Annotated in this window: 22 protein-coding genes; 12 read left to right on the top strand and 10 right to left on the bottom strand. The window is 43.6% G+C overall.

Annotated elements, in window-relative coordinates; translation table 11 throughout:
• Window position 1: 1 nt before the first annotated feature.
• Window positions 2-769, top strand: a complete 768-nt coding sequence (locus NIES1031_RS04185) for a LemA family protein (RefSeq protein ID WP_073548241.1) — start codon at window positions 2-4, stop codon at window positions 767-769.
• A gap of 65 nt (window positions 770-834) precedes the next feature.
• On the opposite strand, the gene NIES1031_RS04180 is transcribed toward NIES1031_RS04185, so the two are convergent.
• Window positions 835-1,803, bottom strand: coding sequence for a glutathione S-transferase family protein (locus tag NIES1031_RS04180; RefSeq protein ID WP_073548240.1), 969 nt, complete (start codon window positions 1,801-1,803; stop codon window positions 835-837).
• A 268-nt stretch (window positions 1,804-2,071) separates the two neighbouring features.
• On the opposite strand from NIES1031_RS04180, the gene NIES1031_RS04175 reads away from it, so the two are divergent.
• Window positions 2,072-2,290 carry a hypothetical protein gene (locus tag NIES1031_RS04175; RefSeq protein WP_073548394.1) on the top strand — a complete coding sequence of 73 codons (219 nt, stop codon included), beginning with the start codon at window positions 2,072-2,074 and terminating at the stop codon, window positions 2,288-2,290.
• Window positions 2,291-2,352: 62 nt separating this feature from the next.
• Here NIES1031_RS04175 and NIES1031_RS04170 read toward each other — a convergent pair whose 3' ends face one another.
• Window positions 2,353-5,040 (bottom strand): DUF3536 domain-containing protein, encoded by a 2,688-nt coding sequence (locus tag NIES1031_RS04170; protein WP_073548239.1) that lies wholly within the window; start codon window positions 5,038-5,040, stop codon window positions 2,353-2,355.
• 21 nt (window positions 5,041-5,061) lie between these two features.
• Here NIES1031_RS04170 and NIES1031_RS24705 point away from each other — a divergent pair, with 21 nt between their 5' ends.
• Window positions 5,062-5,211, top strand: a complete 150-nt coding sequence (locus tag NIES1031_RS24705; protein ID WP_218596658.1) for a hypothetical protein — start codon at window positions 5,062-5,064, stop codon at window positions 5,209-5,211.
• A 315-nt stretch (window positions 5,212-5,526) separates the two neighbouring features.
• Window positions 5,527-6,615, top strand: coding sequence for a calcium/proton exchanger (gene cax / locus NIES1031_RS04165; protein WP_073548238.1), 1,089 nt, complete (start codon window positions 5,527-5,529; stop codon window positions 6,613-6,615).
• 71 nt (window positions 6,616-6,686) lie between these two features.
• Here cax and NIES1031_RS04160 read toward each other — a convergent pair whose 3' ends face one another.
• The 3 genes from NIES1031_RS04160 to NIES1031_RS04150 form a co-directional block, all read right to left on the bottom strand.
• Complete coding sequence (locus NIES1031_RS04160; RefSeq protein ID WP_073548237.1) at window positions 6,687-9,107, bottom strand: sucrose synthase; 2,421 nt, start codon at window positions 9,105-9,107, stop codon at window positions 6,687-6,689.
• 323 nt (window positions 9,108-9,430) lie between these two features.
• The gene (locus NIES1031_RS04155) at window positions 9,431-10,954 is read right to left on the bottom strand and encodes a carboxypeptidase M32 (protein WP_073548236.1); all 1,524 of its coding nucleotides are present in this window, start codon (window positions 10,952-10,954) and stop codon (window positions 9,431-9,433) included.
• A gap of 99 nt (window positions 10,955-11,053) precedes the next feature.
• Window positions 11,054-11,719, bottom strand: a complete 666-nt coding sequence (locus NIES1031_RS04150) for a riboflavin synthase (protein WP_073548235.1) — start codon at window positions 11,717-11,719, stop codon at window positions 11,054-11,056.
• 336 nt (window positions 11,720-12,055) lie between these two features.
• Between NIES1031_RS04150 and NIES1031_RS04145 the strand changes: the two genes are divergently transcribed.
• Window positions 12,056-12,556 (top strand): bifunctional nuclease family protein, encoded by a 501-nt coding sequence (locus NIES1031_RS04145; protein WP_015186883.1) that lies wholly within the window; start codon window positions 12,056-12,058, stop codon window positions 12,554-12,556.
• Window positions 12,557-12,689: 133 nt separating this feature from the next.
• Window positions 12,690-13,817: an aldo/keto reductase gene (locus tag NIES1031_RS04140; RefSeq protein WP_073548393.1), complete on the top strand. Its 1,128-nt coding sequence runs from the start codon at window positions 12,690-12,692 to the stop codon at window positions 13,815-13,817.
• On the opposite strand, the gene NIES1031_RS04135 is transcribed toward NIES1031_RS04140, so the two are convergent.
• From NIES1031_RS04135 to NIES1031_RS04125, 3 genes are all read right to left on the bottom strand, one after another.
• Complete coding sequence (locus NIES1031_RS04135; protein WP_073548234.1) at window positions 13,814-16,522, bottom strand: hybrid sensor histidine kinase/response regulator; 2,709 nt, start codon at window positions 16,520-16,522, stop codon at window positions 13,814-13,816. The genes NIES1031_RS04140 and NIES1031_RS04135 overlap by 4 nt on opposite strands.
• A 360-nt stretch (window positions 16,523-16,882) precedes the next feature.
• Complete coding sequence (msrA, locus tag NIES1031_RS04130) at window positions 16,883-17,533, bottom strand: peptide-methionine (S)-S-oxide reductase MsrA (protein WP_073548233.1); 651 nt, start codon at window positions 17,531-17,533, stop codon at window positions 16,883-16,885.
• Window positions 17,534-18,104: 571 nt separating this feature from the next.
• On the bottom strand, window positions 18,105-19,205 hold the full coding sequence (locus tag NIES1031_RS04125; protein ID WP_073548232.1) for a metallophosphoesterase family protein: 1,101 nt from the start codon (window positions 19,203-19,205) through the stop codon (window positions 18,105-18,107).
• Window positions 19,206-19,385: 180 nt separating this feature from the next.
• Here NIES1031_RS04125 and trmB point away from each other — a divergent pair, with 180 nt between their 5' ends.
• Window positions 19,386-20,021 carry a tRNA (guanosine(46)-N7)-methyltransferase TrmB gene (trmB, locus tag NIES1031_RS04120; protein ID WP_073548231.1) on the top strand — a complete coding sequence of 212 codons (636 nt, stop codon included), beginning with the start codon at window positions 19,386-19,388 and terminating at the stop codon, window positions 20,019-20,021.
• 105 nt (window positions 20,022-20,126) lie between these two features.
• On the opposite strand, the gene NIES1031_RS04115 is transcribed toward trmB, so the two are convergent.
• The gene (locus NIES1031_RS04115; protein WP_073548230.1) at window positions 20,127-21,587 is read right to left on the bottom strand and encodes a dolichyl-phosphate-mannose--protein mannosyltransferase; all 1,461 of its coding nucleotides are present in this window, start codon (window positions 21,585-21,587) and stop codon (window positions 20,127-20,129) included.
• Window positions 21,588-21,908: 321 nt separating this feature from the next.
• Between NIES1031_RS04115 and NIES1031_RS04110 the strand changes: the two genes are divergently transcribed.
• The 4 genes from NIES1031_RS04110 (at window position 21,909) to NIES1031_RS25425 (ending at window position 23,927) form a co-directional block, all read left to right on the top strand.
• Complete coding sequence (locus NIES1031_RS04110) at window positions 21,909-22,730, top strand: ABC transporter ATP-binding protein (RefSeq protein WP_073548229.1); 822 nt, start codon at window positions 21,909-21,911, stop codon at window positions 22,728-22,730.
• Window positions 22,731-22,824: 94 nt separating this feature from the next.
• A complete protein-coding gene (gene crcB, locus NIES1031_RS04105; protein ID WP_073548228.1) occupies window positions 22,825-23,250 on the top strand; it encodes a fluoride efflux transporter CrcB in 426 nt (141 codons plus the stop codon).
• A gap of 6 nt (window positions 23,251-23,256) precedes the next feature.
• Window positions 23,257-23,679, top strand: a complete 423-nt coding sequence (gene crcB / locus NIES1031_RS04100; RefSeq protein ID WP_218596657.1) for a fluoride efflux transporter CrcB — start codon at window positions 23,257-23,259, stop codon at window positions 23,677-23,679.
• A gap of 62 nt (window positions 23,680-23,741) precedes the next feature.
• Window positions 23,742-23,927 (top strand): penicillin acylase family protein, encoded by a 186-nt coding sequence (locus tag NIES1031_RS25425; RefSeq protein WP_236738716.1) that lies wholly within the window; start codon window positions 23,742-23,744, stop codon window positions 23,925-23,927.
• 10 nt (window positions 23,928-23,937) lie between these two features.
• Here the strand turns inward: NIES1031_RS25425 and NIES1031_RS25420 are convergent, their stop codons facing one another.
• Window positions 23,938-24,138 carry a hypothetical protein gene (locus NIES1031_RS25420; RefSeq protein WP_073548227.1) on the bottom strand — a complete coding sequence of 67 codons (201 nt, stop codon included), beginning with the start codon at window positions 24,136-24,138 and terminating at the stop codon, window positions 23,938-23,940.
• Between NIES1031_RS25420 and NIES1031_RS25930 the strand changes: the two genes are divergently transcribed.
• On the top strand, window positions 24,138-24,884 hold the full coding sequence (locus tag NIES1031_RS25930) for a penicillin acylase family protein (RefSeq protein WP_073548226.1): 747 nt from the start codon (window positions 24,138-24,140) through the stop codon (window positions 24,882-24,884). The genes NIES1031_RS25420 and NIES1031_RS25930 overlap by 1 nt on opposite strands.
• Window positions 24,885-24,904: the final 20 nt, after the last annotated feature.

The following is a 24,904-nucleotide window of genomic DNA, read 5'->3' as shown; positions in this document are numbered from 1 at the left end:
TATGAATAATCCAGATAAAAGAATTCCTGAAAATATTGCTCCAGAAGTGCTAGAGTTAGCCGCACGCAATTATGCTAATCACACTCAAAGTTATTCAGCTTCAGAGTTAGTAGCCGCAGGCGAAGAAGTTGATATTCCTGCCAAATTCATTCAACAAGCTATTCTAGATGTTCAAGCAAAACACAAACAACAACAACAGCAACAACAGCATTTAGCCCGTCTGCGTCAAAAACTACTCATTGCTGGTACTGGAGTAGTAGCTGCTTTGAGTGTCTGGAGTATCTGGACTTACAATTCTATTTCTAGCAGTTACTCTAGAGTAGAAGCAGCTTGGGCACAAGTCGAAAATCAACTCCAACGTCGTGCTGATTTAATTCCTAACCTTGTCAATGTCACTCAAGCTTATGCTAAACAGGAACAAGAACTAGTTAATTTATTAGTGCGATCGCGTCAAACATATTTGCAAGCGACGACTCCTGAAGAAAAAGTTGCAGCCACAGTACAAGTGAATCAAGCCATTGACCGTTTCCGCGATTATGCTACTGTCAATCCTCAACTGCAATCAAGTCAATTATTTACTAACCTGCAATACGAACTCACAGGTACAGAAAATCGGCTAGCTGTAGAAAGAATGCGGTATAACCAAGCAGTACAAGCTTATAATCAACAAATTCAAAGTTTTCCTAATGTCTTAGTTGCCAATACTCTAGGGTTTGAGAAGAAAGCCTTTTTTCAAGCTACAAATACTAATGTTCCCATAGTTCCTTAAAAATAAAAATTATCAGTCCTCCGGCAAAAGCACCAAGGAGTGTATTAATGAGTGTGCGATCGCCATTAAGTACCGAAGCGATCGCGATCGTGCTCTGCTTCAAAATCTATAATGGGTCCTTTGGGCACAATTCGATTAGGATTAATCTCAGTCATACTCACGTAATAGCCGCGCTTGGTATGGTTTAGATTACACGTCGCTTTGAATTCGGGACGTTGATATAAATCCTTGAGATAATTCCAGAGGTTGGAATAGTCGATAATTCGCCATAAATTGCATTTAAAGTGACCGTAATACACTGAGTCAAAACGATACAGCGTTACAAACAGACAAATATCAGCTTCTGTAAGTTGATTTCCACATAAATAACGCTGCTTGCTCAGAGTATTTTCCCATAGACTTAAACTATCAAAAAGTTCACTGACTGCCTCTTCATAAGCAGCTTGCGAAGTTGCAAAACCAGCCCGATAGACTCCTGCATTAATTGGCAGATAAATTGCATCAATTATTTCATCAATTTGCTGCTGTAGATTGCGTGGGTATAAGTCTATTTTCTGTGTTGCGAATTGCGCGAACTCTACATCAAAAATCCGCATGATTTCGCGAGACTCGTTATTCACGATTGTTGAAGATTGCTTGTCCCACAACACCGGAACTGTAACTCTTCCTGTATACTTGGGATCGGCTTTGATATAAATCTCTTGCAAATATTGAGCGTGATTTACCGAGTCAGGAATTGTTCCTGGTGCGTCACTAAACAGCCATCCTTGATCGCTCATAATTGGATCGACAATAGACACTGAGATGGCATCGTTTAAGCCTTTGAGTTCTCGCATAATTAAGGTGCGATGCGCCCACGGACACCCCAAGGCAACATAGAGGTGATAGCGTCCTGCTTCTGCCTTAAACCTACTTTTTCCATCAGCAGTCACGCGATCGCGAAACGTTGTTGGTATTTCACTAAACTTGCCACTGGAATCTGATTTATTTCTGTTAGTTGTCCATTTACCTGCAATCATCATTCCTGACGCCACTGTTTTCTCCTAACCCTAAGGCATCACTAACTACAATATGTTTACTTCTCAGCCTTTGATGATTACTTCAGGATTGCTTCTTCCCTTTCCTGAAAGTTGCATATAGTAAACTTCCCTAGTTTGAAGAGATATGATTTAATATTTTCTTCAGTCTTGATTATCTTCAAGGCGATCGCTGGCTTATTTGTTAAGCATACAAAGAAATGCTTTTTATTTTCTATGAATAATGGATGTCGCCCTCAGTAACCAAATTAAAACTCAACCACTCATGAAAAATCACCTGCAAATGCTCTTACGCATTGCAATTATCATTGTGCTACTCGTTGCAGCCTTTCCACAGTTATATGAGATGAAATCAAAAGCTGGTATTGATATTATTCCCCAAGTTCACTTTGGAACTGTGATAGAGAAATACAGCAAAGGCATCGTTAAATGTGAGTGGCTTTACCCTTATTATTGTCACAGCGATCGCGCCAAAAATGTCTAATCATAAAAAAGCAAAGGGAGACTTATCCAAGCTCATTATCTCCCTTACTTTTTACGACAACCCTAGGCAAGTTGATGCAACCAAGCACTCACATCTACCCCTAACTTTTGTCCTAACTGGAGTAATGGACGCAAGTAACCGAATTGTACTTGATTGCAGTTTTCATCTTCTCCTTGTGCTTGCAGCGCATCTATACACAAAGGCACAATCTGACTATGTAAACAACTAAAGTACAATTCTTGCGCCCGTTCTAACGACCAACCCAGTTGTAATTGATAGGCTGTGTCAATCAAGCGTTCCAAGTATTGGACATCTACTTCAACTGTTGCAGGATTCGTATCGTACAACAATTGCCAAAGCGATCGCACAATCAGTTGCTCTAAAATTTGCTTACCTTCAGGAATATTCAACCGACAGCGCAAATGCTGTGCTTCAGTAGCAATAGCTTGCAGTTCGAGTAAGTAATTACTACTATCTTGTATTCCAACGGTATCAGACAGCGATCGCAATGTATTCAAACAGCGATTTCCCAACGCAATTTCTGCTGCGACTTGCAATTCTTGCGGTACTGCTAATTCGTCGCGATGAAATGCCATCAAGACTCCATAATTATCTCTGTAAACCTGCGTATACAACTGATCCAATCGCGTCAGCGTTTCCTGACTTAACAATCGCATAATTCTGTGACGTTCTTCTGCAAACAGATGTTGTAGAGTGAACGACTGATCCCCGAACATCTGCGTCATTGCTAAAATCGTCTGCGCCGCACTTGCTTGTTGCAACGCTTCAAACAATTTATCTTTCATCTGGCTATAAGCACGACGTCCATTAAAAGGCTGAATGCAACAATGAAAATCCCAGCCTCCTAAATGCAACACCGCAAACACCAAATGTTCGCTTTCCCAAGTAATCTCTGAAGTCAGCCGCAATTGTCCTACAGCGAGTGTCAACGCCCCCATGCGTTGCAGTTGATAATCTAGTTGTTGGGCGGTGTAGCAATAGACGTGCTGCTGTGAAGAATAGCGAATATTGCAAGAAGGGACGAAGCCATTATTTTGGCTGCGTTCTAGTTTATGATTATTGAACAACGAAGTAATTGCGTACTGCGCGGCGACTTGCTGAAAACTAATTTGAGCAGAAACGACTAAGTGTCGATAAACTTCACCACCGTGTTTAAAAAAGTCAACATTACTCGGTGCTTGCGTCAGCCGCTTAATAAACGCTTTTTCTAGTTGTACGCCTGCGACATCTCCAGCTAGTTCCAACGCTCGCGCCGCATAGCGCAAAATTTGCGTTCCTTCTGGGCGCGAAATCTCTTCAAAAAACCAACCGCAACTTGTATACATCAACAACGTATGACGCTGCATTTCTAATAAGCGTAAAGCGTCGATTTGTTCCGCTGCGCTCAGTTTCCGTGTTTGATGGCGACATAGAAAACGATTGATATTTGCCGGAGAGCGATCACGGATCACTTGAATATATTCGTCTCTTGCACCCCAGGGATCGCGGAAGAACTGTCTACCAGCTTCCTCATACACCTTAATTAATTGCTCCCGTAACCAATCTAAGGCTTGACGCAAAGGACGCCGCCATTTTTGATGCCAAACGCCACCTTCACCGCCGCAACCACAATCATCTTGCCAGCGATCAACACCATGCGCGCAACTCCACGCGGTCACAGGTTTAAGTTCAACTTCCCAGGTTGGTGAATTGAGACTCAGATAATGCGCAAAATTCGTCACCGTCCACTCGCGGCGGGGAAACTCCTCTGTGAACGCATACGCTAACGTTTTTTCCGTTCCACCTTTGTGATGACCAAAAGTTTCTCCATCCGTCGCCACCGAAATTAACTGTGCTGGGCGATGATCCCCGCGGACTGCTGAACCAATTCGTCCAGCAAGATGCTGTGAATTAAATAGCACATCACTAAATCCCATATCCCGCGAAATGGGACCATCATAGAAAAAGATATCAATATAAGGAGTATCCGGCTTAATTTCCCTGATCTCCGACCCCTGATCCCCAAACCCTTTCAAGTAACAACGATAAGGACGAGTCGGATCAATTTGACTTCCACCGACTTCGTGCCATTGCGTCACCGGCTGATCCTCTGTGGGGATCGTGCGACAACGTTGTGCCTGCGAAGGTGCAAGAATGATAAACTTAATGCCTTCTGCGACTAATGCTTCTAAGGTTGCGTAGTCTACCGCCGTTTCCGCTAACCACATTCCTTCGGGATCGCGTCCAAACCGCGAACGAAAATCTTCTTTTCCCCACCGAATTTGCGTATATTTATCCCGCGTATTCGCCAGCGGCATAATGATATGGTTGTACACTTGCGCGATCGCATTACCGTGACCATTGAGGCGATCGCAACTTTTACGGTCAGCTTCTAAAATTCGTTGATAAACCTCGACATCATAACGCTCCAACCAAGACATTAACGTTGGTCCAACGTTAAAGCTCATATACTCGTAATTATTAACGATCCCCACAATCTCGCCTCGTTCGTTCAGCACCCTAGCGAAAGCGTTGGGACGATAGCATTCATAGTGAATACGTTCGTTCCAATCGTGGAATGGGGAAGCACTTGGTTGACGTTCAATCGCGTCGAGATAAGGATTTTCCCGTGGCGGTTGATAGAAATGACCGTGGACGGTGACGTAAACGCCTGTAGCTGTCTGAAGAGGATTGTGCGTAGTAGATACTTTAACGCTTTGATCCCCTAAGCTTTGAGAAGAAGCAATCATATAATACTATCCAAACTCAATATGAAGGGATATAAACCTAATGCCAAACTTGGTGTTGCAACAGCAAAATTCGGTACTCAAGTCCGCATTGATGGTAAAAAGATAAATTTAGAGCCTGGGCAATTGTTGCGGTGTTTCACTTTGTCCTTAGCAATCGTTATATTTTATTAACCCAGACGAGAGTACTGCCTCACCCTAGAGGTCTAAATCCGCAACAAACTTCTACAATCACCATTAAACTCTAAAAATCGCCTGAATTTAAGACTGTCTTAATGTTTTGCTAATTAGACTTTGACTTGCTAAACAAAGCTTCATTTTTGGTTACAAAAATCTTAGCTAAAACTTAACAAAGCAACTTCATCTAAAATTCTCAATAATTCTCTAACCTTGGATCTCTGATTTCTGATCTCTCAAAACGAGTATCCTAGAGTCGAGTTACAGCAATTAAGCATTGATTGTAACGATTACCCTTGCTCAAAGTTAGAAATGTCAGTTAAAAATATTCTATTTTCGGTTCTGCTACTATTTGTCCCAATCTCCTTTGCTGCTCATTTTTTAGAGTGGGGTGAGTTAGCAGTTTTTATCACAGCTGGACTCGCGATTTTACCTTTAGCTGCGTGGATGGGGACTGCTACCGAAGAAATTGCTGTCGTGGTAGGACCAATTCTCGGAGGGTTACTCAACGCGACATTTGGGAATGCAACCGAACTTATTATTGCGTTAATTGCGCTGAAATCAGGTCTTGTTGATGTTGTCAAAGCGAGTATTACCGGTTCGATCATCGGTAACTTACTTTTAGTTATGGGGCTTGCAATGCTACTCGGAGGCTTGCGCCACAAAGAACAAGAATTTCAGCCGGTTGTAGCGCGAGTTAACGCAGCCTCAATGAATCTAGCAGTGATTGCGATTTTAGTACCAACTACCGTTGACATTACCTCAAGCGGAATTACCGAAGCTACGATCCAAAACCTTTCGATCGCAGTTGCTGTGGTATTGATGCTAGTCTACGCACTCACACTGCTATTCTCGATGAAAACTCATTCGTATCTTTACGATGTAGGTGTTGCAGAAACCGAAGCCGAAGCACACACCACAAAGCCTAATTTATTGTTGTGGGTTGGTGTTTTATTCGCCGCAACCATATTAGTTGCAGTCGAGTCAGAATTTTTAGTTGATTCCCTCGAAGTCGCCACATCACAACTGGGATTGACAGCACTTTTTACCGGAGTCATTCTTGTTCCGATCATCGGTAACGCCGCCGAACACGCTACCGCTGTTACCGTAGCGATGAAAAACAAAATGGATCTTTCGCTGTCTGTCGCTGTTGGATCAAGCTTACAAATCGCGCTATTTGTCGCTCCAGTTTTAGTATTAGTTGGTTGGTTCTTTGGTCAACCAATGGATTTAGACTTCAATCCTTTTGAACTTGTCGCTGTTGCGGTATCGGTACTCATCGCCAATTCTATCAGTTCAGACGGTCGTTCCAACTGGCTAGAAGGTACATTACTTCTCGCTACTTATACAGTGCTAGGACTTGCTTTCTACTTCCACCCAGTCATCGATAGAATTGGTTAAATAATACAGAGTAATGCGGGGGCAAGAAGGACTATTTCAACAATAACTCGCTCCTCTCCCCTAACTCCTCTTTAACGATACATATGTTGTTCTAGCAACTGTTGCGCTCTCGGCTTGTAAATAAGGTAGAATAGTGCCTCAAGGTAGCGTAACAAATCCTCGCGGTTTTCCTTGGAAGTAAAGTTCCAAAAACCATAGATTCGCGCTAAAGATAGTAGCCTGGTGGTGTGAATTTTCCACGTGTAGGTGCTGTAAACGCGATCCATCGCCCGTGTGGAAATCTCGTACCAATAGTTAGGATTTTGTTCGCATTTAGTGACAAAATCGAGAATTTTCTCGGCGGTTTCTTCTAGATGTGTTGGGTTGATGTAGAAGCCATTTACCTTGTCATTAATAATCTCGAGTGGACCGCCAAACTGCGTTGCAAACGTTGGTAATCCGGAAATCATTGCTTCAAGAATCGTTAAACCAAACGCCTCAAATAACGCTGGTTGCACAAAAATACCTTGACGATCGGCTATGACGCGATAAATTTCGCCAGAATCAGTTTTAGACAGGCGCACTCCTAACCAGCGAAACTTACCATGTAGATTGTATTGATCAATGATGCGGTAAAGCTTCTCTATTTCGTCACGTTCTTCGTTGTCGCCTGACTCTTCAACGCGTAACTTACCTGCAACTAAGATTAAATTACAATGTTCTTGTAATTCCGGACTTTTACCAAAGCATTCGGCTAGACCCGTCAAGTTTTTAATACGGTCAAGACGCGCCATTGAGAAAATTGGGCGCTTAGTCGGATCGTCGAGTTTACCAAAGATTTGGCTGGGGTCTTCTTGGGTAAATAGCAACTCTTCTATACGGGCGCGATCGCTTTCGACACGATCTTCCCACCGCGAATACGGGAAATAGTATGTCTCGTTAACTCCAGGCGGTACGACGTTGAATTTGGGACTAAATAACTCAATACCACTGACAACGTGATACAACTCTGGCATTGTGAAACACTTGTACGATTCGTACTGTCCCACACTATCGGGTGTCCCCACAATTTCTTGATACGTGCTGCTGATGATAAAATTTGCCGCATTCATCGCAATCAAATCAGCAGTGAATTGCAAGGAAAAATGGTATTTATCTTCTAAGTCTTGCCAGTACAAGTTACTAAACAAGTACTTCGACTTTTCTAACGCATGGGCAATATTGCACTGCGTTACCTTCATCCGCCGTGCGAGTAAAAATGCCACCAGATTGCCATCGGTATAATTGCCAATAATCAAATCTGGATTACCGCGTAACTCGGATCGTAGTTCTTTTTCCGAATCAATCGCAAACGTTTCTAGATAAGGCCAAAACTCAAAACGCGAAATCCAGTTTTGCGTCATTTTTGGATTAAATTCCCGCAACGGTACGCGCAAAATCCAAGCATTTTCTGTACCATGGACTTTTTCAAGGCGTTGGTTACACAGCGTTCCATCGCTATTAGGAATCAACCGCGTAAGGATAATGACTTTGGGTTGAACATTGAGGACATCCAATCCCGCAAGTGTTGTATCTTCTTGTAATTGTTTTTCTAAACTTTTTGCTTGGTCAAGGACGTACACAACTTGACCACCCGTGTCCGGTCTTCCTAAAACTCCTTCTTGACCAAACCAACCGTGGGCAGACACCAATACAATTTTAAACACCATTGGAATCCGCGAAATAAACGCTTCCAGTGTTTGGTGATCTGGTGAGTCGATGAGTTCATCAAGAATTTCTAACGTTTCGGCGACTCGACCCGCAGTATTTCCCCAACCAGGTTCAAAGCCCATCGATTGTAGTGCATAGCGAAACTTTTCGTAGGGTTCTTCGCTATCTAATTTACCGACATAGGTTAGCGCTTTTTTGATTTGGTCTGAAAGTCGTTGCTGCGATTGAATTTGTCCGTTAATTAGCAGTTGGCTACCTTCGTATTGATGCAAGCGCAGAAAATCAAACAAACTCTCTAACCATTGCCGTGGATCTTGGAAGAGTTTACTTGATAGGTAGCGGTTAAGATATTGTACGCCTTTACCAATATTTTTGGGATCGCGAATCGCAGGAGAGTAATCGTAAAATGGTTGAAAATCTAGTTCTAAAATATCACCTTCGTTAGGATGATAGCGGTTGACAAAGCGATCGCGTACATCTAAAAGTTCTTGCACGCTCAATTCTTCGGCATTGAGATCTTCAGTTAACCGATAAACTTCTTGACTGGCAATTTTTGGGCGAATAATTAAACACAGGTTGCCATCTTCTTGTAAAATTTCCTGTGTATAATAGATCAGCTTACTTAAATTAGAGGACTGAATAAAATCTTCTGATTTTTGATGCTTATCACAATAATCTGCATAAGCACTCAAAATATCGTTACGCAATAAATAACGCTTTTCTTGATGACGAATTTCACTAACAAACGAGCGTAGATCGCTTTTCTCTTCACTATTAATGACAGCCTGGATTAACTCCGACATGAGCACTCCCTACATTGAAACATTACCTTTATAGCAACTAAACGGCAGAATTTTCAGCCGATGACTCATTTCAAATCAAAAAAAATAATGCGACACCTACTGTCTACAACACCACAATCAGATTGACTTCTTATTAGTACAAATGTTTCGCTAACTTTGATTTCAGCAACTCATCGTTGGATGGAAATAGTTTAACGGCGCTTGCTGTTATCCAGTAAAATAAGTTACCTTTATTTTCAGTATTACCTCAACTAAAAAATAGGCGAAACTTTGCATCATCTCGCCTATGTTCCACTGTAGTGTAATTCGTACGGAAACACTTGTTACAAAGAGTACAATTCACCGAATTTTCGGCGGATGTAAGCAATGAATGGCTCAATACTCAAAGCTTTTCCTGTTGCCAGTTCTACAATTTCAGCAGCAGTATACTTACGTCCATGCTGATAAATATTTGTTTTCAACCAATTATGTAATGTATCAAAATTACCTTGCTCGATTTCCGTAGAGATATGTGGATGCGCTTGTAAGGCGGCTTGGAAAAACTGCGCACTCATCAAGTTCCCTAGCGTATAACCTTGGAACATTCCCCCGATCATGCCACCATACCAATGGACATCTTGTAAAACGCCATGAGCATCATTCGGTGGTACGATACCCAAATCACTACGATAGCGTTCATTCCAAGCTTGCGGCAAATCGCGAACAGCTAAAGTTCCTTCAAGAAGTTGCAATTCCAAGTCAAAGCGAATCATCACGTGCAGGTTGTAGGTGACTTCATCCGCATCGGTGCGAATCAGCGATCGCTCAACTTTATTAATCGCCCGATAAAATGTCTCTAAAGCAACATCACCTAGTTGTTGCGGAAACTGCGCTTGTAATTGTGGATAGAAAAACTTCCAGAAAGGACGACTACGCCCTACCATGTTTTCCCACAACCGCGATTGACTTTCGTGAACGCCTGAAGAAGTTCCACCCGCTAGCGGCGTTGCTTCAAAATCACGATTCACACCTTGCTCGTACAAAGCATGACCTGTTTCATGAATTGTACTAAATAGCCCTTCGTTCAAATCATTTTCGCGAATCCGCGTCGTAATCCGCACATCACCCGTCGAGAACTTCGTCATAAACGGATGCAACGTTTTATCTTGTCGTCCCCGCTGAAAGTCGTAACCAAGTTTTTCAATTACCTTCAAGCTAAACGCGATTTGTTCGGCTTCAGGAAAATGCTGATGCAAACACGAAGCATCAATGACAGGCTGTGCAGAAATCGCTTCCACAATCGGTACAAGTTGCTGGCGTAATTCGGCAAATAGTTCCCTAACGCTGGTGGCTTTCATACCATAATCAGCTTCCGCAATCAATGGATCGGCTATATGCTCGTAACCAGGAAAGAAATTCGCAAGTTCGCGACTGAGTTCGAGTGTTTTTTCGAGATACGGTTGAACCGCAGCAAAATCATTCGCACTCCGCGCTTTTGCCCACACTTCATACGTTTCAGTTGAATGTTGCGAAAATCTCGCAGTAAAGTCAGCAGGAATTTTGACGGCGCGTTCGTAATCGCGGCGTGTCACGCGAATCAAGCTTGCTTCATCCGAATCAGGCGGTAAACTCGTTTCGTACGAACTTAAATCTTCTAAAAGTTGTCCAATGGCTGGATCGGTAAATTTTGTATGCGCGATGTGTCGTAACGTTGCGAGTTGGCGTCCCCGCGCGGCTGCACCGCCTGGGGGCATATACGTTGCTTGATCCCAGTAAAGCAGTGATGCGGCTGACTCGATGTCGTTGATTTCACTCAGACGGGTTTTTAGTTCTTGTAGTTTGGGATGGGTTTTTTCCAGCGTCTGCATAGGTTAGATGGTGATGCTCATTTTCTCTAGTGTGCCGCAGACAGAAACTATGTTGGCAATTGGTAAAAAGAATCTATTACTTATTACCTGTTACCTAACCTACAGATACCCATTTTCTACTAAAAACGCAGGGGTGACACTATCAACCACCGAATCAGCAACTTGATAATGAGTACCCGATTGAATTAGCTTCTCGACGTATTTGCCTAAAATATCTCCTTCCAAATTAACTCCATCGCCAGGGCGGAGATACTGTAAGTTTGTTTCAGCATAAGATAGTGGAATCACCGCAACTTTAAATGAATTCATCGCTGGATGCCAATCGGCAATAGTCAAGCTGACACCGTTAACGGCGATACTCCCTTTCGGAACAATATAACGCGCGATCGCATCGGGTGCACTAAAGGTCATTTCCCACGACGTCGCCGTTTGCTCAGCGCTTTGCAAATAGCCTACACCATCGACGTGACCCATGACAAAATGACCGCCGAGTTTGCTGCCAACTCTTAGCGCGGCTTCGAGATTAACAACGCGATCAGGATGTTGTCCTAAAGTTGTGCGTCGCAGTGTTTCTGGCGATGCGGTGGCGACAAAACCTTGCGGTAATACCTCTGTAACCGTCAAACAAACACCATCAACCGCAACGCTATCACCCGTGGCAAGATCCTGTAGAATAGCGTCACTACTGTGATGACAATTAATTTGCCAGCGATCGCCCCCTAGTGATCGCATCGTTCCCAATGCTTGAATTAACCCTGTAAACATCGCATTTCTGTTGTGAATATCAGTATAAATTAAGTCTAAAAGCTTACAACTTATGAGATAAGTAGAGGAATGACCTGACCGGAGAAGGCGTGTTTTCTTACTTTTATCTAACTTATATGTAGTCAAAGCTAGTTTAATCTATCTACATCAAGATCAGGGCATACTTGGGATAAGTACATTTTAATTTGTCTATGCTGGAATGACTTAGCAGAGTATTGCTACCTAATTTTTGCGTAAGTAGGGCAATTAGTTCTGTGACAGCCAAAAATAGAAGTATATAGAAATTTATGTGTTTCCTTCTGACTGCTATGACAAAGGATTCTAGAGGCTACGCCAATGATTGAAATGAGAGTCGCTGGCATTGCAATAGATGCCGTAAACCGCAGCCCAATAGTGCTTTTGAAAGATGGTCAAGAGCGACGCGCTTTACCCATTTATATCAACCAAGATCAGGCAAAGGCAATTATTGGTGCTTTGGAAAATCAAAAGCCTCCGCGTCCTCTAACGCACGATTTAATTGCCAATATCTTGGAAGCGTGGGGCATGACTTTAGAGCGGATTGTAATTAATGCGATCCAAGACGGTACCTTTTATGCGCTACTCACCGTTAGCCAAGGAGAAGTCAAAAAAGAAATCGACGCCCGTCCAAGTGATGCGATCGCGATCGCGCTGCGTACCAATAGCCCGATTTGGGTGATGGAAGAAGTTGTAGCTGATGCCTCGATTCCGGTCGATCGCGACGCGGATGAAGCCGAACAGCAAGCATTTCGTGAATTTCTTGCCAATCTCCGCCCAGAGGATTTAATCAAGGGAGGAGGCTTTATGGGCGAAAGCTAGAAGAAAGCAGAGGAAGCAGAGGAAGCAGAGGAAGCAGAGGAAGCAGAGGAAAAATACATATGATGTTCTCTCACCCCTCACCCCTCATTCCTCACCCCTTACCTCTCACCCTTCACCTCTCACCCCTATGACAATGCGCTACCGCCGCTTCGGGAAAACTAATCTCCTTTTATCCGTGTTCTCCTTGGGAACGATGCGCTATCTGGCTTCGGAGGAAAATGCACGGCAAACAGTGTACCAAGCTGTCTTACAAGGCGTGAATCATCTAGAAACTGCTAGAGGCTATGGCAAAAGCGAACAGTATCTAGGGGCAGCAATCAAAGCCGGATTACCAAAAACGCGATCGCAACTGCACATTACAACTAAAATCGCCCCTACACTTGATGCGGATAATATGCAGCGATGTATTGATGAATCGCTCACGCGCTTGGGATTAGATTATTTAGATTGTTTGGCCATTCATGGTATCAACACTTGGGAGCATCTTGACCTCATTCAGCAGCCTGGCTATATGCAAGCAGTTCAACAAGCTGTTGCAGATGGCAGAGTCCGTCATCTGGGTTTTTCTACCCATGCGCCACTGGAAATTATCTTAGCAGCGATAAATACAGATTTATTTGAATTTGTCAATCTGCATTATTACTATTTTTTTCAGCGTAATGTCGCAGCGATCGCACTCGCAGCGCAAAAGGATATGGGAGTTTTCATTATCTCACCCGCTGATAAAGGTGGACTTCTTTACACACCACCGCCAAAATTACAAGCGTTGTGTCAACCTTTTTCCCCACTAGAGTTAAACTATCGGTTTTTACTCAGCGATCCGCGCATCACAACGCTGAGTGTTGGAGCCGCAAACGCAACAGAACTTGTAGTACCACTCAGTATAAGCGATCGCACGGAACCTTTAACACCGCAAGAAATTGCTGTAATGCAGTGTTTAGAAACAACTCAAGAAAATACGCTAGGAAGCGATCGCTGTAGCCAATGCAACGCGTGTTTACCTTGTCCTGAGAAGATTAATATTCCCGAAGTTCTGCGATTGCGAAATCTTGCTGTAGCTTACGATATGACTGAATACGGCAAATATCGTTATGGAATGTTTGAAAATGCTGGACACTGGTTTCCTGGAATGAAAGCAAACCGTTGTACCGAATGCGGTGATTGTCTGCCGCGTTGTCCACAACAGCTTGATATTCCGACATTACTCCAAGATACTCATAGTAGACTCAACGGACGCGAAAGACGGCGATTGTGGGGTTAATTAGTAGTCATCACAAATTGGGCGATCGCTTTAACTAACTCGGCTGGGTCGACAGGTTTAGCAAGGTGTTTTTGAAAGCCAGCCGCGAGGATTTGTTGGTGGTTCGTTTCGCCTGCGTAGGCGGTGAGTGCGATCGCGGGAATATCGCCGCTTTGATTTTGAGGAAGCGATCGCAGTGTCCGCATTAATGTATAACCATCCATTTCGGGCATCCCGATATCACTAAGAAGAATATCGGCGCGATCGCCGCGCGTAAACACCTCAATCACTTGTTTTGCAGACGTAACAGCGCGTACGCTAGCGCCATACTCTTCGAGGATAAACACAATCAAATCGCGGGTATCTGCTTCGTCATCTACAACAAGTACCTTAATTCCTTGCAGCGTCGGTACATCGTCAACTACCAAATTTTCTTGGTTCGCTGGTGGTGTTGCAGTGACTAAAGGCAGGAGTACCGTAAAAGTTGCGCCTTGCCCTATTCCAGGGCTTTTGGCTTGAACACTACCACCGTGTAATTCTACCAAGTGACGTACAATTGCGAGTCCCAGCCCTAACCCGCCAAAAGAGCGTGTCGTCGTACTATCAGCTTGCCGAAAATAGTCAAAGACAAAAGGTAAGAATTCAGACTCAATACCTTTACCTGTATCAATGACGCGAATTTGTGCTTGGCGATCACTACTGTTGAGTGCAATCTCAACTTGACCGCCAGCCGCAGTAAACTTAACCGCATTAGAGAGTAGATTCCAAACAACTTGCTGCAAGCGGTTAGCATCTCCTAAGACTTGCCCTACTGGTTCAAAATTGGTGATGAGCTTGATTGCTTTGACCTCCGCTGCTAGGCGCACTGTTTCCATCGCGGCGGTAATCACCGTAGCCAGGTCTACGGGAGCTACATTGAGACTAAGCTTAGCGCGTAGAATTCGTGAGACATCGAGTAAGTCTTCGATCAGTTGCGACTGTAACTTGGCATTGCGTTCAATTGTTTCTAGCGCGTACTGAGTTTTTGTCGCATCAAAATTATGCGTTAAAAGTAGCTTTGACCAACCCAAAATCGGATTAAGTGGCGATCGCAATTCGTGAGAAAGTACGGCAAGAAATTCATCTTTGAGCCGATTCGCGGTTTCTGCTTGCGTACGTGCTTGTTGTTCGGCTGCGTACAATCTAGCATTTTCGACAGCTACCGACGCCATCTGTGCTAATTGCACAATAATCGCTTCGTCTTCTTGCGTAAACTCGCCAACATACTTATCAGATAACTGAATTAACCCAATATTACGTCCATCGCGTCCTGTCATTGGTGCTGCTAGCCAACCCCGCATTGGTGGATGTTCCGCCGCGTGTATCCCAAATCCTCGCCAGCGCCGATGCGCTTCTAGTTCAGCTTGCGTCATTCGCATCGGGCGATTGAGATGACAAACACACGCATAAATTCCTGAACCATCGGGTTTTTGACTGTAGCTTCGCCACTGCGCATACTTGTCAGAAAGGGAGACCGCGTTAATCGCCTGCGCCCAGTTTTGATTAACTGTCATACTCGTAACCGACTGGTGCGCGCCAATAATCGCCCGCGCCTGTTCGGTGATCACTTGTAGTACTTCTTCTACCGAAAGCGCAGAGTTAATCGCAAGTGCTGCCTCGGTTAACCCATGTAACTGTTGCGTGTAATGCCGTTCGCGGTTGAGTAGCTTAAGGCGTTCTTCTTCTGCTTGTTTACGCTCTAATTCTGCGGTTGCACGCGTTGCAAAGACTGTTAAAAGCAGTTCTGCGAGATAAATATTTTCTAGCGGTTTGCAAGCCATAATCGCCAGCAATCCCAGCACCTTACCAGTCGAATTTAACAGTGGAGTTGCTAGATAGCTGTCTACTCCCATCTGTGCGAGTAAATAATTTTCCGGAAACTCTGCTTGAATATTACGCGGATAACAGCAGGGCTTTTTTTGCTGAATAACGTGTTGACAAGGCGTGTTGAGCAAAGAATGCTCGATATTTTCGCTAATTCGTTCTTGAGCATAGAGTGCGATCGTTCTGATGTTCTCTTTTTCTGGCTCGACTAATTCGCCAATAAATGCATATTCTACGCCGAGTGCTTGGGTGAGGTGTGTAACCAGCGACGTAAAAAATGCATCCCCTGTTGCCGCTGATACTGCCTCAGTAATTTTTAATAGTGCAGCGTCCAACTGAGAGATTTTATAGGCAGCAAACCGCAACTCTAATTCATCAACGACGATCGCTGCTAGGTCAGCAAGTGTTGCTCGCTGTTGTAAACTAAAATCTTGATGCGGTCGACTATCTACCAAGCAAATCGTACCTAAATTAAAGCCATCACTCGTGATCAGCGGCGCACCCGCATAAAAACGAATTCCTGGTTCGCGTAATGAAAAGTCCTTACACGCAAATTGCGGATCTTCACGAGTATCTAAAACGACGAAAACATCATCTGACAAAATAGCAATACTACAGATAGTGTCTTGGCGAGGAATCTGCCGCGAATCAAACCCATGCGCAGATTTGAACCAAGCCCGAAATTCATCAACGAAGGAAACTAGCGCAACAGGCACATTAAACAAGCGTGCTGCCAAAGCTGTAATACGGTCAAATGATTCTTCGGGAGGCGTGTCAAGGATGTTGTAGCGACGTAGTGCTTCTAGACGCTCTGATTCATTATGCGGCAAAGGAACAGCAGCCAAAATACCTCCAGAAGACACACCAAATTGTCAAGTAGCTTGCTTACCAAAGACTAGGAATTTTGGATCACTTAATCTTATTACTCTGTTGATGTTAACTTACTGCTACTGTGTTCGTAAAGATGCTATCTGACTTGCTTTCAAGCTCTTTAGCCACTGCTAATATTACTCACTTGACGACTGATTTTGAACCTAAAAAGCCCTGGCTAGACAACTAAGGCTAACGAGGAATAAAGAGTTATGCCATTTCACTTTAGATAAGAAATACAAATAGTTGCTTCTGTATAGCTCCGCTTTGTTTGCGCCTTCTGCTGCCCAAGTGTCGCAACTTTAAAGTGAAACGGTATTATTGGGTTTTGAACAATATTTTCAAAGACAAATTTAGATGTTGACTCCGACGGGGCAAGCGACGTTAGTTCCACCTAAGCCACAATAGCCATTTGGGTTCTTCGCTAAATACTGTTGATGATACCCTTCAGCAAAATAAAACTCTGGAGCTTCCAGAATTTCTGTCGTAATTGCTTTATAGCCCGCAGCACTCAATGCTTGTTGATAAGCTGCTTTAGACGCCTCGGCTAATTTTTTTTGTACTTCAGAGTAGACATAAATCCCAGAACGGTATTGCGTACCGACATCATTTCCTTGACGCATTCCTTGCGTGGGATCGTGGTTTTCCCAAAAGATTTTCAATAGTTGCTCGTAACCAACCACTTTAGGGTCAAATACAACGCGCACGACTTCGTTGTGTCCTGTCATGCCGCTACACACTTCTTGATAAGTAGGATTGGGTGTGATGCCACCCGCATAACCTACTGCTGTGACAAAAACTCCGTGTTGCTGCCAGAATTTGCGCTCTGCACCCCAGAAGCAACCCATACCAAACATTGCAACTTCCATGCCCTCAGGATAGGGAGGCTGCAAAGGATTGCCATTAACATAGTGACGTTCGGGAACGGGCATCTTTTCGGCGCGCCCTGGTAAAGCTTCTTCGGGCTTGGGTATGGTTAATTTCTTGCCTAATCCAAACAGCATAGTAATTTATGAAAACATCTTTATATTACTTAATATAACGCAATTGGATAATCTCTACGCTAGACTTTCTGCATAAATCACAAACGCTCTCTGTTTGAAGTCAGAAGCTACTCAAGCAAAGTGTACCTTCGTACACTTAAGTTATAACTTTTATCAATAAGTTCACAGCGGTAGATTTTCTTTTATTTAGCTGCGAATCTGTTCGTCAAGCACTCATGCAGGAAGTTCATTACATTTAGTGCTATTATCTATTCCTGCTTCTGCGACACCGATTTGTTCTTGCTTAGAACCTCATATGTAACAGAAAATTTGTAGCGGCACACTACTTAGGAACACACTCCTAACTTAGCTCGTGTTATAAAGATAGCACTTCTATTTGATTTGTGAACAATATATTTTAACGAACCACTCCAGACGCAGAGAGCGCAGAAGAAAGAGATAGCGAGAGGTTTTCACAAATGATTTAGGACTGCTACAGATAGTTAGGTTTATAACATTCTCGGCTCAAACAAGTCAGTAGTAAACAGAATTACTCCTAATGTCACTGCGTATCACCACATATGTTTACTCATCAAAGTTTTAGTGTTGTATTGTTATCAATTAATAGTGGTTTGCCTTCAGGAGAAATCGCGCCAAATTCTGCAAAGTAGCGTTGTGCAGTTATAGGAAAATTAGGAAATTCAAATAGCGCATCTCCTGCTGCAATGTCTGCCCAAAAATAGCGGAGATGAGGCGCAAGTTTTTCAGCTTCAACTTGCGGTAAGTTCAAAGGCGGCTGAGTCAATAGCTTGATCATAAAGGGAAAACTGCGATCGCCAATCCATTGACGCGACATTTCTTGCAATTCGGGAACATCGGGTACAGCTTCGACACGATGCGACTCGATTTTTAACCAATTTTGACCCCCATCGTCTTGATGAAACTGCAAAATCCGATAAGGATGAGGATAGCTGACGAGCGAACCTGTGGTAATTTCGTAGATATTCTGCCACTGCGCGACATCCTGAACGTGCAAATGTCCAGTAAAAATTAACTGTACGTTAAATTCTTGGAGTAGCTGCAACAAATCCGGTGCATTTTCTAACATATACCGCCGACCGAGTTGATGGCGTGATTGATGCGGTATGTGTTCGATGACATTATGATGTACCATGACCAACACAACGTCTTCTGTAGTTTGCGCGAGAACTTGCTGTAACCAATTCATTTGCTGATCATCGACGCGCCCGATGAGTTGTCCTTGTGCATTAAAATAGTTGGAATTTAAACTAATGAGTCTTAAACCAGGTAACACTTGACAAGTGTAGTAAAGTTGCTGCGAATTTTCATAGCCAAACTTGCGATAATACTGGGGAAAATCGCTAGCAGCGATCGCTTCTTTGCCTGGAATCGCTGTTTCAAAATCGTGATTGCCTGGAATAACATAAACTGGAAAAGGTAACTGTGCTAAACGCTGTTGCAACCACGCATGATTGTCTGGTTCACCATCCTGGGTTAAGTCGCCAGGTAGTAACATAAAATCGAGTTGTTGTTGTTCTAAATGCGCAAAAACAAGCTCTAATGCAGGAATGCTCACTTCCACCATATGAAATCGACTAGGATGACTCCAGACAGTGTGAGGAAGGGCGATGTGTAAGTCGCTAACTACGGCAAAGCGAAAATTTAAGCTCATGACGCAAGTTTGTTATCGCTGTTAATTATATAAATAAGCCTCATTATGCATCACATCCAGATCGGGTAGGGGTAAAGAGCGAGGTTGTTGACCAAATTCTTTTAACTCAAAATGTGCTAACGCATTGCGGTAGCTAACAAAACTTACAACTCACAACTCAAATTATCTGGAGGGTAAACATTGGCACCAGTCCGCGTACGTCAACACGTCAACCCATTATCGCAGAAGTATCAAACACCCATTCAGCCTTTAAATTGGGAAAAAGTATATGCAAATGCAACTCAACCGTTGCACCTAGATATTGGTTGCGGTAAGGGGCGATTTCTATTAGAAATGGCAACAAGTGAGCCACATTGGAATTTCTTAGGGTTAGAAATTCGCGAACCGCTTGTTGTCGAAGCAAATCATTTGCGCGACGAATTAGGACTATGTAACTTACATTACTTGTTTTGTAATGTCAATAATTCGCTAGCACCGCTTTTGAGTAATTTAGCTCCTAACATACTACAACGAGTCACAATTCAATTTCCTGATCCTTGGTTTAAAAATCGTCATGCTAAACGGCGCGTCGTGCAACCAGAGTTAGTCGCAGAGTTAGCAGAACACCTAGTTGCGGGTGGTATTGTCTTTCTGCAATCGGATATTAAATCAATCGCTGAAGAAATGTGCGATCGCTTTGCGGCACATCCCGCTTTTCATCGCCAGACAAGGCAATGGTTGGCTGAAAATCCTTTACCAATCCAAACAGAAAGAGAAAAATCAACCGTGTCACGCGGAGAACCTGTGTATCGGGCGGTGTTTATTAGGGGTGAGTAACACCATGTCACTTTGAATTTACTACAAATAGGCAGCTTCAAAAGCAGAGGAGAAAGATTTGTTGTTTTTATTTGGTGAAATGGTATAAATCATAGATCTTGACACTTAGATCCATGTAGGTAGCCACATTCGCAATCGATAACTTTCTGGGGTTAAGGGTAAACCAAGATAAATTGGCATCCAAAAGATAAATGCTGCCAAAATCAAGAAAATGATTGTCACCGCGATTCCTCGCAAAAGCAAAGAGTAACTTTGTAGCCAACGAGTCACTAACCAGGCGATCGCCAGTCCCGCAAAGACTGAAGCCCCCATGTAGTGATAAATAAATGTACAGCGGGTGACTCTTACCCAAGGTAATAGATTTGCTAACCAGTTTAGTACCAAGTACAGCGCAATCCAAGTATCTGTAACTGATGCACGATAAGATAAACGTTTTTTGGTGTTAGTGACCCAAGTGATTAAACGCCTTAATAGTCTCCAAAACAAAGTGACAATTCCCACCGTTGACAGCCACCATAAAACGGGATTTCCGATCGCGTGAACGTCATAAATTACACGAGCGTAATTAACAGGCAGCGGTGGTCCTACAATTGATATGGGTGCGGTTGTAGACTGTGCAATGTAGTAAAAGTAGGCTACGGGTCTAATCATGAACAGCCAACTGAACCAAGAAGAACAATAAGGATGGACATCCGCACCGCTACCAATGTTTTGATGATAAGTCAATATTTTTTGCTGTACTTCCCAAAAGTTCGGAGATGGATTTAGTTGCAAGTGAGGAACCCATTGAATGCTATAAAAAGCAACGGGAATAATACCTAGATAGAATACAACTTGCCAAAGATTGACTTGTCTGAGGTTAACTAAAGGCGTTGTTTGGATAAACTCATTGTGATGACTATAATGTTGCGGGAATAGCCGATTTAACCACGCTGCTGCCCAAATAGCATAAGCTCCTAGTAAAAACCATAAACCATTCCACTTGACTGATATGGTTGCGCCGAAAGCAATTCCAGCAAGTGCGAGCCAAATCGCGCGTTGTCTTTTATGCTGTAAGGCGAGTAAGAAACACAACTGTCCTAATAGCCCAAAAATTACTAAATAAACGTTGTTCAACGCATAGCGCGACTCGACTAAAAATAAGCCATCAGCAGCAGCGAACAAAGCCGCAATTAAAGCATAGGTGCGATTGTAGCTTAATTGGTAAGCGATCCCAGCAATGACAAGAGGGATGAAAGAACCTGTAAGCGCGTTTAACCAGCGATAACTCCACGTAGACCGCAACGAACCTGTGAAGCTATTCACCGTATCTTGTCCAATGGGAAGATGACTGCCAATCCACATTCCGATCGCAATAATGTATTTGCTTAAAGGTGGATGTCCATCAAAAAAGGGAGTGCGAGTTAGATAGTTGTTGGCGAAAATAGCGTAGTAAACTTCATCAAAGACTAAGGTGTTAAACCGACTTAGTTGCCAAAACCGTAGCCCAAGCGAAACCAGAAATATTGCTAACATTCCTAGCCAAAACCACGGCGATTGCTGGAGAGATTTTTTTGCAAATGACATAAAACCACGCTCTTTAGCTCACAGCATCTTAATATTTTGCCTGGATGCGTTACTTATGGTACTGAAAATTTGCAAATTTAGTGGAGCCTATCGCAGATGTTATCCGTTGAGTGATCGCCTTGCAGAAAACTTGATAATAACTAGCAATAAGTATAAAGTAATTCTTAGTGGTTATCTTGCATGACAATGGTACAAAAAAACATTAGCGTCTGTATCGTTGAAGTGACCAATATTGTGATTGATTAACTTACGAACTTGATAATTGTTTGTAGTTAGTTATCTGTACTACTACAACGCTTTGTTGGTGCAAAACTGCAAAAAATGACTTCAAAAGCTTCCTCATCAAATCGACTCGCAACCCGCCGCCTCACGCTTGCTTATGACAGAGCAACAATTATTAAAAACTTAGATTTGGCAATCCCTAAGGGAAAAATGACCGCTTTAGTGGGTGCGAATGGTTGTGGTAAATCGACACTCTTACGCGGTTTAGCAAGATTACTCAAACCAAAATCAGGGGCTGTATATCTCGATGCAGCGGATGTGTTTAAGTTATCTACCAAAGAGGTTGCTAAGCAATTAGGTATTCTTTCGCAATCGCCCATTGCGCCAGAAGGCTTAACTGTGAGAGATTTAGTAGCTTGCGGGCGGTATCCTTATCAAAGTTGGTTGCAGCAGTGGTCGCCAGAAGATGAGCGGATGGTAGAGTTGGCGCTAAATATAACAGGAATGACCCAATTTGCTGAACGCGAACTCGATACGTTGTCGGGTGGACAACGACAACGCGCCTGGATTGCGATGGCGCTAGCCCAGGATACGGAAATTTTGCTGTTAGACGAACCGACGACTTTTTTAGATTTGGCGCACCAAATCGAGGTCTTAGATTTGTTACAAGAGTTAAATCATACACAAGGTCGAACTTTGGTGATGGTGTTGCACGATCTCAATCAAGCTTGTCGCTATACAGATTATTTAGTGGCGCTGAAAGAGGGAGGAATTTACGCGCATGGAACTCCTAAAGAGGTGATGACGGAGGAAGTTGTACGTGAGGTGTTTGGATTAGATTCGCGGATTATTGTTGATCCGGTTGCGGGAACGCCGATGTGTATTCCGTTAAGTCGCAAAGTCAGAGGGGCGATCGCTTAGTGTAGAATCTGAAAAGTTAGTCCCAGCTAAAATTCACTGCCATGCTTCGCTTCCAACGAAGGCTGATGGCTCCTACTTTCTATAATGGCGAGCAATGTTTACTCTACTATTTCTTAGGAGTAATGTTCAGAATTACGCTTCGCTCAGTACAGCGATTGCTATCAGTTTAGGAGCAATTCCTGGTGCCTTAAGCCGATATTATCTGATGCTTTACTTGGCGCAACGGTGGGGAACTCATTTCCCCTATGGCACATTGGTGATTAATTTGTCTGGTGCATTGCTGATGGGCTTTTTTACAACATTATTCATCGAGCAAGTCATCACTTCGTCAAAGCTACAACTGCTCATTACCACAGGGTTTCTTGGCTCATATACAACATTTTCTACCTATGCGCTTGATACCTCAATTTTGTGGCACGGCGGCGCTCGCGTCAAAGCATTTTTTTACTGGGCAGGGAGTGTAGTGCTTGGGGGAATTTGTCTGGCAATGGGAATGAGTTTAGCTCACATGGTGAGGTAGCCGAAAGTGAGTGACCGACGACAAGCACGAAAAATTCTCTCCGTCGCGATGGTACGAGTACCTTTAGCGATCAGCTTTGGTGCAATCGCCGGTTCTTTGAGCCGTTATTACATGACATTGAATTTAACTCAATGGTTGGGAACAACTTTTCCCTTTGGTACGTTTTTTGTTAACTTACTGGGTGCTTTGGTAATGGGCTTTTTCACAACTTTGTCTGTGAACCAAACTTTCATCTCACCTGATTTACGGCTCATCGTTACGGTAGGTTTTCTCGGATCGTACACTACGTTTTCGACTTATGAACTAGATACGGAAAAACTCTTGATAGATAGACATTGGAACATGACCGTGGTGTATGGGATCAGTAGTGCGCTTTTAGGAGTATTATGCTTGGAACTAGGTAGTTATTTGGCACGTAGGTTGTCTTAAGAGAGAAACGAACCACACAGGAGGCAAGAGGTGCGAAGGTATCCTCTGTTGAGCGAACTAGCGTGCGCAGAGGACGTAGGCGGAACGCGAATAGTCATGCAGTGTTACTCGCAAATCCGCATTTGTTGTGGTCGGATCGATTTTTTTGGTACGAAGCACAGTTGCAGGCTGGTGGTGTGAATATTTACGGCGCGACACTTGTCGGGTTTCTTGGGCTAGTGATCGCATTTAACGATTGTTTGGGGTGAACGTATACCGTCAATACGCACGATGGTTGAGATGCGTATGAATTGTAACTTCAAAATGATGGGTATCTTTTTGATGGCAAGGTGCAAGCGTTTGAAACGGAAAATTTAACGCTACGGGTAAAGCAGCAAGATGGAAGCGTGCGATCGCAACCCCTCGTAGTACGACGTTCAATTCATAGACCTGTGGTATCATAAAAAGATGGTAAGGCATTGGCGTTACGAGTTGTCGGACTTGACCAACCAGGGGTATTAGAACAATGGTGGGATATGGCGCGAGCTAAAAATCTCGCGCAGTTTGAAGCGGCGTTACAACGTTTGCAGCTACCAATGTTTACGGTGATGTATGCTGATCGTGACGGTCACATTATGCACCTATTTAACGGTCAAGTTCCGATTCGGCGCGAAGGAGATTACGAATTTTGGTCAGGTGTCATTCCTGGCGATACTTCAAAGACGCTATGGACAAAGTATCATGCCTACCAAGATTTACCACGAGTCGTCGATCCTGCAAGTAGTTGGTTACAAAACGCGAACGATCCACCGTGGACGACAACGTTTCCGCAAGCGTTAGATCCGGCAAAATTTCCCGCATATATGGCACCGCAATTTATGCATTTTCGCGCGCAGCGATCCGCACGGATGTTAGATGAAGATCCACAAATTTCGTTTGAGGAGATGGTACAATACAAGCACTCAACACGCATGGAGTTGGGCGATCGCCTTATCGCTGATTTGATTTTGGCAGCGCGTCAGTATGGCAATGAATTAGCACGTCAAGCGGCAGATGTTCTCGAAGCTTGGGCTCGTCAAACGCAAGTTGATAGTAGCGGCGTAGTATTATTCGCAGCATGGACACAAGAAGTTAAATTTCCTGAAGTGTTTGCAACTCCTTGGCAAGTTGATTCTCCTCTCACTACGCCTCATGGACTCGCGCGCAAAGTGCAGTTAAAGCTTTAGAAACGGCGGCTAGCAAGGTA

It is taken from the genome of Chroogloeocystis siderophila 5.2 s.c.1 (assembly GCF_001904655.1).
GTDB classification, from domain to species: Bacteria; Cyanobacteriota; Cyanobacteriia; order Cyanobacteriales; family Chroococcidiopsidaceae; genus Chroogloeocystis; species Chroogloeocystis siderophila.
Note: the sequence above shows the minus strand (reverse complement) of the source record. Positions and strands in the feature narration are given on the sequence as shown.